Here is an 11,596-nt window from a genome sequence, read left to right on the forward strand (position 1 = left end):
TCAGGGCAATAAAAAAGGCCGGAGCGAATACACGCACCGACCTCCATGCATTGCTCTCAGCCACTGCGCCAGTACATCCGTGGTCGCCGACGAAAACAATGTTGTAGCCAAGATATGGTAGCTCGATCCAGATATTCAACAGGGAACCGAGATCAAAATGGGGGCAGCAGCTCAATGCGCTGCCCCTCATCACCTCAAAAGGCTAGACGCCCTCAGTAAGGCGAGTTGCACTGTGCGCGAACGCCGGCACGTGGCACGTAGCTGTTATCCGATGCACGGTAGCTACGGTAGCGGTCGGCACACCACTGGACGTGAGCACGGGTACCTGCGCGGGCCGGGCGACTTGTCACGGCACCGCCGATGATTGCGCCAGCGCCGAATGCTGCGAGGGGATACCAGAAACCATCGGAATGGCGGCGATAGCCCGGACGGCGATCACGGTATCCACGGTGGCCCTGGTGCCACCCGCGACGATCACGCATTTCCCGGCGTTCGCGCATGTCACGACGATACTGGACATGTTCGACATCGGATACCTGAGGCGACTTCACCATCGGCAGGGGTGCCGCAGTCGCCGGGACAAGCGAGGTGAGGCCCAGTGCCACCGCAAGCGACGACGCGGTCAGAAACTTCGTAACAATATGCATATTAGTTCTCCGTGTTATGGAGAGACAACACATTGACGCAACAGGGAGTTCCCTCATCACGCGAGAGTGAGGCCGGCGTTACAGGTGTTTCCAACCTTGAGCGAGCGCGACAACGGAAACAGCGGCCAATACATCGCTTAAATCTTAAATAAGCATTCTCCGCTATTTCTGATTGTTCAGAGCGTGCGGAGCATCCCATGGGCTTTTACGGCAACCCCTTCGGCTACGAGTATCAGTTCCCAAACAGGCTTACGCCGTCCCTGGACAAGGACGTCGTCAGCGTGGTTGACACCACCGCGGTTGCCGCGCTTACCGTCAATACAAAGTCGCTGTTCCAGCTGAAACTGCAGGACAACTCGATCCGCTTCGAGTTTACCCAGTATGCCTTGTGGACCTCTGGCTACAAGCCGACCCCAAGCGATACCGCCAGCGCTGTGCACTTCAACGGGCCGGTGTTTACCGATATCAACAACAACCTGTCTCCGATCGTCGGCGTCTCGATCAAGAGCAATATTGCCGGCCTCGACAGCCGGGACGTTTCGTTCGACTACAACAAGATCGCGATCGACTTTACCGGCATCAAGGCGGGTCCGACGTCGTACATCACAGTCACCGTGACCTTCAATGAACCCAAGCTTGGGGGTGACGGCAACGACGTGCTGAACGGATCGCGTTACGAAGACATCATGTCCGGCGGCAAGGGCGACGACAAGCTGATGAGCAGCGCCGGCGCCGACAAGATGGACGGTGGCGCCGGAACCGATACCGTCTCCTACGCCAATGCCACAACCGCAGTGGTTGCCAGCCTCGCCGCGCCGCAGGGCAATACGAACAATGCCAAGGGCGACACCTATACCTCGATCGAGAACCTCATCGGGTCGCAATACCGCGACGTGCTGACGGGCGACCAGGGCGCGAACGTCCTTTCCGGCGGCCTTTCGAACGATCGCCTGACAGGCGGCGAAGGCGCGGACAGTTTCGTGTTCGACACGCGACTGAACAAGAAGGGCAATGTGGATACGATCACGGATTTCTCCGTCGCGGATGACACGATCTGGCTCGACACGGATATATTCACAAAGGCCGGCACGGTTGGGGATCTCGCATCGGATGCATTCCATAGCGGCACCGCGGCCAGCGACGCATCCGACCGGATCATCTATGACAAGGCGACCGGTCGTCTCTACTACGACGCCGATGGAACCGGCAAATACGGGCAGATGCTGTTTGCCATCGTCGACAAGGGCCTCAACATCACCGCAGCCGACTTCGACATCATCGCCTGATCGTAGTCGGCAGGCTTTTGCGCTACGCTGCCTGCTGGACGAAATGACCCGGCGAGACCTCGAGATAGGTGCGCTTCGGCGCCACGTAATCGAGCGGCCTAACGGGGCTTTTTATCTCTTCGGACAATGGTGGCGGCGTCTCACCGCGGCGTGACGGGTCGGGAACCGGCACGGCGGAAATCAGCCGGCGGGTATAGGCATGCTGCGGATTGTCGAAAATCGCCGACCGCGGCCCGATCTCCACGATTTCTCCAAGGAACATGACAGCGACCCGATGGCTCATGCGCTCCACGACGGCCATGTCGTGGGAGATGAACAGGTAGGCCAGACCGTGTTTTTCCTGAAGCTCGAGCAGCAGGTTTGAGACCTGCGCCTTGACCGTGACGTCGAGTGCCGAGACCGCTTCGTCGGCGACGATAAATTTCGGCTCCAGCGCGAGCGCGCGCGCAATCGAAATGCGCTGGCGCTGACCGCCGGAAAATTCATGCGGATGGCGATCGGCCATCGCGGCCGAGAGCCCCACCTGTTCCAGAAGTTCTGAAACACGTGCCTTGGCCTCGCGCTTGCCCATCATCTTATGCGCAAGGATGGGCTCGGCAATGGCCGACCCGACGGTGATGCGCGGATTGAGCGAGGCAAACGGATCCTGAAAGATCATCTGCGAATTGCGACGCATGGTTCGCAGATCGCGCGTGCCGGCCTTGGTCACATCCTGGCCGTCGATGACGATCGAGCCGGCGGACGGATTGAGCAGACGGATGATCGCACGTCCGGTCGTCGACTTGCCGCAACCGGATTCGCCGACCAGTGACAGTGTTTCACCGGGGCGCAGATCGAAGGATACATCTTCCACCGCGTGGACGCGGCCATTGGGCAGGTCGAAGCGGACGGCGAGGTTTTCGACCTTGAGGATCGGTTCGACGGTTTGGGAAACCGGTTTCATTTCGCGGCCGTCGGTCGCCACGCCCGTCGAAGGATCGACTTCGGGGAAGCGCTTCGGCGCAAGACAAGCGCCCATCGCGCCGAGACGCGGGATCGAGGCGAGCAGCGACTTCGTGTAGATCGCCTTCGGGCTTGCGAAGATCTCGGTGGTCGGACCGGTCTCGATCATGTCGCCGCGGAACATCACCACGGTGCGGTCGGCGATCTCGGCCACCACGCCCATGTCGTGGGTGATGAACAGCACGCCCATGTTTTCCTCACGCTGCAACTCGCGCAGCAGGTGAAGGATCTCGGCCTGGATGGTCACATCGAGTGCCGTCGTCGGTTCGTCGGCTATCAGCAGTTTCGGGCGGCAGGCAAGTGCCATGGCGATCATCACTCGCTGGCGCATGCCGCCGGAGAATTTGTGCGGATATTCGTGCAGCCGCGCTTTGGCGGCGGGGATGCGCACCCGCTCCATCAGCCGCACGGTTTCAGCTTCGGCTTGGCCCCACGACAGGCCGCGATGCAGAACCAGCGCTTCGGCAATCTGGTTGCCGATGGTGAAAACCGGGTTGAGCGAGGTCATCGGCTCCTGGAAGATCATGCCGATCGACCCGCCGCGGACCTTGCGCATATCGGATTCGCTTGCGGCAAGCAGGTCCTTGCCGTCGAGAAGGATTCTGCCCTCTGTGCGTGAGCGTCCGGGCGGCAGGAGCCGCATGGTGGAGAGCGCCGTGACGCTTTTGCCAGACCCGCTTTCGCCAACGATCGCCACCGTCTCGCCGGCATCGACGGACAGGCTGATGTTGCGGATGACGGCCTTCCAGCCTTCCGGCGTCTTGAAGGAGGTCGTCAGGTTTTCGACTGACAGAACCGGCCGGGTCGTTTTCACTGTGTCGGTCATGATTAGCTTTCTTTCGCCAGCCGTGGATCGACGAGATCGCGCAGGCCATCCCCCAACAATTGCAGGGAGAGAACCGAAAACACGATGGCGAGGCCCGGAAACACCATCAGCCACGGAGCGTTGTTCATGTATTCGCGCCCGGAAGCCAGCATCGTGCCCCAGGTCGGCATGTCAGTGGAAACACCGACGCCGAGGAAGGAGAGGCTTGCTTCCGCCAGCATGGCCGAAGCGAAAACGAAGGTTGCCTGCACGAGGATGGGCGATGCCAGATTGAGGAGAACATGGCGGAGCAGGATCTGCCATGTGGGCAGACCCATGGCCACAGCTGCCTCGATATAGGGCAGTTCGCGCAACACCAGCGTCGAGCCGCGGATGATGCGGGCAAGACGCGGCGCGTAGGTGATGCCGAGCGCCAGGATGACGGTCGTGAGCGACGGACCGAGTGCCGCGACGAGCGCGATCGCGAGCAGGATATCGGGAAACGACATCATCGCATCGAGGAGGCGCGAAATCGGCGCGTCGAGCTTGCGGAAGAAGCCGGCAGCGACACCCAGAATGACCCCGAGAACCGTGGAAATGGCGACCACGCCGAGGCTGACCATCAGCGAGATGCGGCCTGCGAAGATGGCGCGCGAAAAGATGTCGCGGCCGAATTCGTCCGTGCCGAAGAAATTCGCCATCGACGGCGGCTTCAGCTTGTTGACGATCGACAGCTTGTTTGGCGCGTAAGGGGCGACCCAGGGCGCAAGCAGTGCAGCTGCAACGACGACCACGAGAATGATGGCGCCTGCCAGCATCGCGCGGTTTCCGAACAGGCGGCGAAGGCTTGACGCGAAGGGCATGGAGACGGAGGCCATGGTGTTCATAGGCGCACCCGCGGATCAACGATGATGTAGAGCATGTCGACGATGAAGTTGATGAGAACGTAGATGGCGGCAACGACGAGCAACGCGCCCTGGATGACCGGATAATCACGCCGCAACACGGCCGAGACGACGAGGTTGCCGACGCCGGGAAGGCCGAACACGGTTTCCGTCACGACAGCACCCGCGACCAGCATGGCGACCGACAGGCCGATGACGGTGATGATGGGGATCAGCGCGTTCTTCAAGGCGTGCTTGAGGATAACGCGGCCCTCGCCCGCTCCCTTGGCGCGTGCCGTGCGGACGTAATCGTCGCCGAGAACGTCCAGCATTGCGGCGCGCGTGAAGCGTGTGATGAGCGCCGAGTTGACGACGCCGAGTGCCACGGCCGGCAGGACGAGGTGATGCAGCCGCTCGAAGAACGGCGTACCCGGACCGCCATAGCCGGAGGCCGGGAACCAGCCCTGCCCGACCGCGAAGATCTGGATCAGCATCAGCCCGAGCCAGAAGCTCGGCACGCTTGCGGCAACCATGGTCAGCGTCACGACGACCTGGTCGAAAATCGTGCCGCGCTTGACGGCGGAGAGAATGCCGACGGGAAGCGCGATGGCAACCGCGATCAGGATCGAGAACAGGGTGAGGAAGAAGGTCGGCTCCGCCCGCGCGGCAAGGGCAGTCGTGACCGGCTGGTTCAAGAAGATGGACTGACCGAGATCGCCTTTCAGAATGCCCAGCACGAACTGGCCGTACTGGACGAGCATGGGCGCATCGAGGCCCATGCGGGTGCGCAGCTGCGCGATGTCTTCCGGCGTCGCATCCGACCCCAGCATGACAGCGGCAGGATCGCCAGGCGTCACGCGAACGATGATGAAGACCACCGTCACGACCAGGGCGAGCACGATAGCCATGCCTCCCAGCCGTTTCAAAAGTGCCTGTGCGATCCTTGCCATAGCCAGTCCCTAGTTATCCAGCTTACTTCTTCGGGCTCACGTTCCAGAAATGCGGCCAGTAGGTTGGCTCGTAACCGGAAACGCCGTTGGCGAGACCCGAAACACCATTGAAGTTGCCGACCTTGTAGAGCGGCGCATCGTCGTAAATGACCGTCTGGATGGCGTCCCATGCGGTCTTCTTGGCATCGTCGGTCGTGGCGTCCATGTAGGTCGCAACGGCCTTGGTCTTCTGGTCGGAGACGTACCAGCCCGGATAGGTGTCGGTGATCGTGTTGATCGTCGTCGGATCGCCCGGGAAGTTGGAGTGGGTGATGAAGATGTCCCACTGCTTGGCATCGGCACGACGGGTCGTGAGCGTTGCCCAGTCGACCACCTGCAGATCGACCTTGAAGCCTGCGGCTTCCAGATAGGCCTTGGCGACTTCGCCGATCTTGTAGTGGAATTCATACTGGCGGCTGGTCATCAGGCGCAGCGGCTGGCCGTCGTAACCGGCAGCCTTCAAAAGCTTTGCAGCCGCTTCCGGATCGCCTTCGCCGTAACGGGCAACGCCCGCTTCGGTGTGCCAGAAGGAGCCTTCCGGGAAGATCGAGGCATCGACGCTGAAGAAGCGGTCATCGGAGAAAGCGGCGAGCATCATATCCGATGCGTTGAGCGCTGCCTGAACGGCCTGACGGAGTTCCTTCTTAACCAGAAGGCCTTCCTTCATGTTCATGTTCATCGATGCCCAGCCGGCATTCTTGAAGATGACGGGCTTGGCATTGCTGCTCTTTTCGACGCGCTCATAGGCGCTGACCGGCAGCGAGTCGGCGAAATCGAACTGGCCGGAGATGAGGCCTTCGACGCGGGTATTCGCGTCCGGAACCGGCACGAAGCGGATTTCCTTGGCGATCGCCTCGCGCTTGCCGGCATAGTTGCTCGGCTCACCCTCGGGCGACTTGTAGCCATCGAACCGGACGAGCTGGGTGTACTGGTCGGGCTTGCGTTCCTTCAGCGAATAAGGACCCGTGCCGACGAATTCGGTCAGCGTATCGGCGATCTTTTCGGATGGCAGGATGACAGACGCCTGCGACAGGGTTGCGAGCAGCGGCGCATAACGCGACTTCAGCTTGATGACGACGGCATGGTCGCCATCTTCCGCGATGCTTTCGACGACGCCGGCAACCTGCTTGCCCTTGGAATTGATCGTCATCCAGCGCTTCAGCGACGCCGTGACGTCCTTGGCATCGAAATCGCTACCGTCGTGGAATTTCACGCCTTCGCGCAGCGGGATCTTGTAGGTGAGGCCATCTTCCGACAGCGTCGGCATGGCAGCGGCCAGAAGCGGAACGGACTTCCACTCGGCGTCATAGGTGTAGAGCGTTTCGAAAATGTGCTGATCGATCGTCAGCACGATATCGGTCGGCGTCTGCATCACGTCGAGCGACGGCGGCTCGCCGATCGTCGCAACCGTCAGCACGCCGTCGCCTGCCTGGGCGTTCGCCTTTGTCAGCGCCAGGCTGCTGGTGCCGGCCAATGCCGCCAGCGTCATGAGAACAAGTGCACTCTTTTTCATTGTCATCCCCTTGTTGTCTTCAGTGGTCAAATCCCGGCCGGCTTTCCTGTCCGGTCGAAAATTCAGGCATCCAGTCCCAGCGGATCGGCAACGCGCGGCCATATTTCGAGGCTCGCTTTTCGGTACGGCGTCGTTGCGGGATTGGTTGGGTAACAGGTCGGCGCGGCGATATAGACGATCTCAGACGAGACCGGCTGGAAGCCCGCGTGAAAATGGTTGGTCGACTTGACGAGCAGATAGGATTTCGCCGCGAAATCGATGCCCTGATTGGCAAAGATGTCGGGCTGGTAGGTCTGGGTGCGGCTGGTGATCAGCACGATATCGATATGAGTGCCGACCGGGCGCACGACGGCGGTGCTGCCGAGCGTGACGCGGCTGTTGCGAAAGCTCTGCCAGCCCGCATCGAACACGCTTTGAACCGTGACACGCAGATCGAGCGGTTCACCGCCTTCCGGGCCGGATTTACCGCCGATCCGCAGGCTGAGTTCGGCGCCCTCTCCCGCCGCCTGGCAGAAGGTGACGGCAATCGGATCCCAGATCGTCGCAACGGCGAAATCGTCCATGCCGCGCTCCATCATCCGGCGCAGGATGAAGGTCGCATCACCAGCCACGCCGCCGCCGGGATTATCCCAGACGTCGGCAATCGTTACCGGCACGCCGGGATGCGACGCGCGGATCGACACGGCCTTGTCGAGGCCCGCTTCGGTATCAAGCATGGGCATCGCCGTCTGCCGGCGCAGGCTGTAGAGCTCGCGTCCCAGGGATGCGGCCAGCGCATCGCCCTTGGCCTTGTCGTTGTCAGTCACGACGACGATGCGGGTGCCCATGTCGGGCAGGTCGCCGGCCATGAAGCCATGGATGACCGAGGCCGACAGGATGCCGTCCTTGCCTTCCATTGCCTGCATGCGATCGACGAAGGAGCGCATCGGCTCGCGGCTGGTCGGGAAGATCGTGATCATCCGGCAGTCGAATGTGGAGATGACCGGCTTGATCTTGCCCTTCAAGGCCTGCAGCGCCAGCTCGACCACGTGTTCGCCGCGCTGTTCGAAATCCGTATGGGGGAATTCGAGGAAGGCAGCCATGATATCGAGATTGGCGACACGCAGCGCCGTCAGGTGACTATGCGGATCGAATTCGGCAGCAACCAGAACATCCGGGCCGACGATCTGCCGGACACGGGCCAGAAAATCACCTTCGGGATCGTCATAGCCCTGCGCGGCCATTGCTCCGTGGAGACCGAGCACGACGCCATCGACGGGAAGCGCTTCCGTCAGTTCGGCAAGGATCAGGTCGCGCAGCGCCTCATAGGTCTGGCGCTGGATCAGGCCGGCGGGCTCTGCCCAGCAGGACGTGCCCTCGATCACGGTAAAACCTTCCGCCCGGCCGCGGCGACGCAGGATCGGCACGACTGACGAGCACAGCGTCGGCGTATCCGGATGCTCGCCCGGACCGGCGAAGAACGCCGCCTTAAAGGCGTTCATATCCGTCGGGACGGGAGAGAATGTGTTGGTCTCGGTCGCCAGCGAGGCGGTGAAGATGCGCATATTTCTTATCCGGACAGGTCCGACGGCATCAGGCTCCCATCACGGTCACCGAGCGCCAGCACCCCTATTGCTTGAATTTTGTCGATCGCCGGAGCAGGCACGCCATGCTCCGGAAAACCTCAGTCCCGTTTCTCGTCCAGTTCGCCCGCTCACCATTTTGGTGTAATTTATTTTCTTCATAATGCGTCAAACCCGGCTGAAGTCAACGAATTTCAAGAATATGCACCAATTTGTGTAATTTATTTTCTATAAGTCTAAATTCGGGGAAATTTTCACCTCCACCGCATTTCGCGCTCCGAACATGAAAAAGGGCGCCCGAAACAGGCGCCCCATTTTCATTCCGCCAGTGACAATCGATCCGGCGGTTACCAGACGGTGCCGCGCGCATCGACGTTTTCGACCCTCGTCACGATGCCGTTCCGGTGAAACACCATCCGGTCGAACAGGTTGGTAACGACGCAGGTGTGGTTCGGCACGACCTTCACGATCTGGCCGATCTCCGCAAACGGCACTGCACAGCCCGAGAGATCGACCACCGCATGCTCCTCCGACAGCGACACGATCCGCGCGCCCTCGAAGCCGACGAGTGAGCCGTAATCCGAAAAGCCGAGCAGATCGGAGGTCAGCGCCTTCGAGCCGCAATCGAGCACCGCCCGGTCGGGCGCCGGTTTCGACACGACCGTTGCCAGGATATGCATGGCGAGATCATCGGGCGTGCAGTGACCGGCGCGAACCATGCTGCGGTCGTTATAGACATAGGTGCCGGCACGGTGTTCCGTGGCGGAGGGCACCAGATGCGCCGAAAAGAGATCCGGCGAACCGCCGCTGGACCGCACCGGGCATTCGATGCCCTTCTCCGACAGAAGCGACATGGTGGTTGCCATGAACTCCTCGACGGCCTCTGCGCCACCGATGGCCGGATAGGTCATGATGCCGCCGCAGCGCAGGCCGGGTGCCGCTGCGATCTTTTCGGCCAGAGCCACTGCCTGTTCCGGTGTCTGCACGCCGCAGCGTTTTGCGCCCGTATCGCATTCGATCAGGACGGTCAGCGGGCGATCGGCATCGAACGTTGAAGACAGGCCCGACACGGTCGTTTCACTATCTGCGACGACGGCAAGCTTTGACACGCGGGCATTCAGCGCCTTCAGCCGCGCAAGTTTCACGGGTCCGAGGATATTGTAGGTGATCAGGATGTCGTCGAAACCGGCATCGGCGAACACTTCGGCTTCGGTGACCTTCTGGCAGTTGAGGCCGACGGCACCGGCTTCGATCTGCTGGCGGGCGACGGCTGCGATCTTGTGGGTCTTGATATGCGGGCGGAACGCCTTGCCCTGCGCATCGCAGTACGCCTGCACCCGCGCAATATTGGCGGCGAGCTGATCCTCGTCGATCACAGGCATCGGCGTTGCAATCTGATCGAGTGGCGTGCCGGGTTCAGGCCAGGGATAGTTCATGATGTAAACCTCTGTGGGCATGGCTGGTTTCGTTGATGCTTGCCCGCTTTGTGCTATCAGGGCAAGAACTGGTGAAATTCATTTTCACGATCGTGACGTGCTTCGTGTCTGCGCCAATCTTCGAGGAAAGTACCTGATGGATCTGTTTCACGCGCTTTCCGACGAAGACGGCAGGCTCTCGAGCCTGGAGGCGAAACTGGCGCAGTTTGCGCTCGCCAATGTCGATTTCGTGGTCAATTCCTCGATCAGCGACCTGGCCGAACGCGCCGGAGTTTCGCCGCCGACCGTGACAAGGTTCTGCCGTCGGCTTGGCTGCCAGGGCTATTCCGATTTCAAGGTGCAGCTGGCCAAGATGGCCTATGTGGGCCTGCGCTATCTGAAACCGGAAGCACCGACCGCGACGGTGGAAGAGGTTGCCCAGGACATCATCTCGAAAGCCCAGAACGCTCTTTTCGACCTGCACCGGCAGCTCGATCTCGCCGCGATCGAGAAGGCGGCGCAGATGCTGCGCGGCGCCGACTTCATCCAGGCATTCGGTGCCAGCGGCAATTCCGCGATGGTCGTCAACGAGCTGCACAATCGCCTCTTTCGTCTCGGCTGCCGCATCAATGCATCGAACGACCACAACATGAACCTGATGATCTCGGCGGCGACCCAGCCTGGCACGGTCGTGTTCGGATCGTCCTATACCGGCCGCGACATGGGTCTCGTGCAATGCCTCAAGCTGCTGCGTCAACATGGCATTCCCACCATCGTGATGACGCAGCGGGGCTCGCCTGTCGCCGATGCGGCCGACCTGACGATCGCCATCGACATGCAGGAGGGCAAGAACATCTTCCGCCCCACCTCGACCCGCTTTGCCTATCTCGCTGCGATCGACATCCTCGCCAACATGGTCGCCTATGCCGATCGCAACATTGCGCTAAAGGCGCTGCGCAGCATCAAGGAAGAACTGGTGCGCAACCGCGACGGCGACGACCGCCAGCTTCTCGGAGACTGACGGTCAGCATATCGACAATCAGTCGATCGGCTTGTAGGCGATCACGTCCATCTCGACCTTGGCATCGACCATCAGCGGCGACTGTACCGTCGAGCGGGCCGGCGGATGATCGATGAAATGCTTCTGGAACACCGCATTGAAGCTGGAGAAGTCACGGGCATCGTCGAGCCAGACATTGACCTTCACGACATCGGCCAGCGTGCAGCCCGCAAGCGCAAGCACGTCCTTGATGTTCGCAACGACCTGTTCGGTCTGGGCCACGATGCCACCGGTCACCACTTCGCCATCCACCGTCGGCACCTGGCCGGACACATAGACGAAATCGCCGGCGCGCACGGCCTTGGCGAATGGACGTCGCTGGCCGCCCGCCTGTGCGTCGGCCGCAGCGAGACGTTCGATTTTCTTGTGACTCACGATGCTCTCCGTAATTTATTTTCACCGACCGCGAATCTAGCACTGCCTGGATGCGAAT

10 protein-coding genes are annotated in these 11,596 nt (G+C 61.1%); 2 read left to right on the plus strand and 8 right to left on the minus strand.

Going from position 1 to position 11,596, the window contains the following annotated elements; translation table 11 throughout:
* Positions 1-212 precede the first annotated feature (212 nt).
* Positions 213-647: a BA14K family protein gene (locus ACQY1J_RS18325; RefSeq protein ID WP_062453869.1), complete on the minus strand. Its 435-nt coding sequence runs from the start codon at positions 645-647 to the stop codon at positions 213-215.
* Positions 648-844: 197 nt separating this feature from the next.
* Between ACQY1J_RS18325 and ACQY1J_RS18330 the strand changes: the two genes are divergently transcribed.
* Positions 845-1,933 (plus strand): hypothetical protein, encoded by a 1,089-nt coding sequence (locus tag ACQY1J_RS18330; protein ID WP_430250516.1) that lies wholly within the window; start codon positions 845-847, stop codon positions 1,931-1,933.
* Positions 1,934-1,955: 22 nt separating this feature from the next.
* Here ACQY1J_RS18330 and ACQY1J_RS18335 read toward each other — a convergent pair whose 3' ends face one another.
* The 6 genes from ACQY1J_RS18335 to ACQY1J_RS18360 form a co-directional block, all read right to left on the minus strand.
* Positions 1,956-3,761, minus strand: coding sequence for an ABC transporter ATP-binding protein (locus ACQY1J_RS18335; protein WP_430250517.1), 1,806 nt, complete (start codon positions 3,759-3,761; stop codon positions 1,956-1,958).
* Between the two features lie 2 nt (positions 3,762-3,763).
* The gene (locus tag ACQY1J_RS18340) at positions 3,764-4,618 is read right to left on the minus strand and encodes an ABC transporter permease (protein ID WP_371816133.1); all 855 of its coding nucleotides are present in this window, start codon (positions 4,616-4,618) and stop codon (positions 3,764-3,766) included.
* A gap of 5 nt (positions 4,619-4,623) precedes the next feature.
* On the minus strand, positions 4,624-5,565 hold the full coding sequence (locus tag ACQY1J_RS18345) for an ABC transporter permease (RefSeq protein ID WP_062454882.1): 942 nt from the start codon (positions 5,563-5,565) through the stop codon (positions 4,624-4,626).
* A 31-nt stretch (positions 5,566-5,596) separates the two neighbouring features.
* Entirely contained in the window at positions 5,597-7,126 is a 1,530-nt protein-coding gene (locus ACQY1J_RS18350; RefSeq protein ID WP_430250518.1) for an ABC transporter substrate-binding protein, read from the minus strand.
* Between the two features lie 62 nt (positions 7,127-7,188).
* On the minus strand, positions 7,189-8,670 hold the full coding sequence (locus ACQY1J_RS18355; RefSeq protein WP_430250519.1) for a M81 family metallopeptidase: 1,482 nt from the start codon (positions 8,668-8,670) through the stop codon (positions 7,189-7,191).
* Between the two features lie 365 nt (positions 8,671-9,035).
* On the minus strand, positions 9,036-10,124 hold the full coding sequence (locus ACQY1J_RS18360) for a D-TA family PLP-dependent enzyme (RefSeq protein WP_430251988.1): 1,089 nt from the start codon (positions 10,122-10,124) through the stop codon (positions 9,036-9,038).
* Positions 10,125-10,260: 136 nt separating this feature from the next.
* On the opposite strand from ACQY1J_RS18360, the gene ACQY1J_RS18365 reads away from it, so the two are divergent.
* Entirely contained in the window at positions 10,261-11,124 is an 864-nt protein-coding gene (locus tag ACQY1J_RS18365; RefSeq protein ID WP_430241046.1) for a MurR/RpiR family transcriptional regulator, read from the plus strand.
* 18 nt (positions 11,125-11,142) lie between these two features.
* Here ACQY1J_RS18365 and ACQY1J_RS18370 read toward each other — a convergent pair whose 3' ends face one another.
* Positions 11,143-11,538 carry a RidA family protein gene (locus ACQY1J_RS18370; protein WP_192087554.1) on the minus strand — a complete coding sequence of 132 codons (396 nt, stop codon included), beginning with the start codon at positions 11,536-11,538 and terminating at the stop codon, positions 11,143-11,145.
* Positions 11,539-11,596 lie beyond the last annotated feature (58 nt).

This window comes from Neorhizobium sp. DAR64860/K0K1 (genome assembly GCF_050500205.1).
GTDB lineage: Bacteria > Pseudomonadota > Alphaproteobacteria > Rhizobiales > Rhizobiaceae > Neorhizobium > Neorhizobium soli.

What these genes read in the sequence shown, in the direction of transcription:
- ACQY1J_RS18325 (WP_062453869.1), bottom strand. Translation starts at nt 647, where the DNA reads ATGCATATTGTTACGAAGTTTCTGACCGCGTCGTCGCTTGCGGTGGCA.
- ACQY1J_RS18330 (WP_430250516.1), top strand. Translation starts at nt 845, where the DNA reads ATGGGCTTTTACGGCAACCCCTTCGGCTACGAGTATCAGTTCCCAAAC.
- ACQY1J_RS18335 (WP_430250517.1), bottom strand. Translation starts at nt 3,761, where the DNA reads ATGACCGACACAGTGAAAACGACCCGGCCGGTTCTGTCAGTCGAAAAC.
- ACQY1J_RS18340 (WP_371816133.1), bottom strand. Translation starts at nt 4,618, where the DNA reads ATGGCCTCCGTCTCCATGCCCTTCGCGTCAAGCCTTCGCCGCCTGTTC.
- ACQY1J_RS18350 (WP_430250518.1), bottom strand. Translation starts at nt 7,126, where the DNA reads ATGAAAAAGAGTGCACTTGTTCTCATGACGCTGGCGGCATTGGCCGGC.
- ACQY1J_RS18355 (WP_430250519.1), bottom strand. Translation starts at nt 8,670, where the DNA reads ATGCGCATCTTCACCGCCTCGCTGGCGACCGAGACCAACACATTCTCT.
- ACQY1J_RS18360 (WP_430251988.1), bottom strand. Translation starts at nt 10,124, where the DNA reads ATGAACTATCCCTGGCCTGAACCCGGCACGCCACTCGATCAGATTGCA.
- ACQY1J_RS18365 (WP_430241046.1), top strand. Translation starts at nt 10,261, where the DNA reads ATGGATCTGTTTCACGCGCTTTCCGACGAAGACGGCAGGCTCTCGAGC.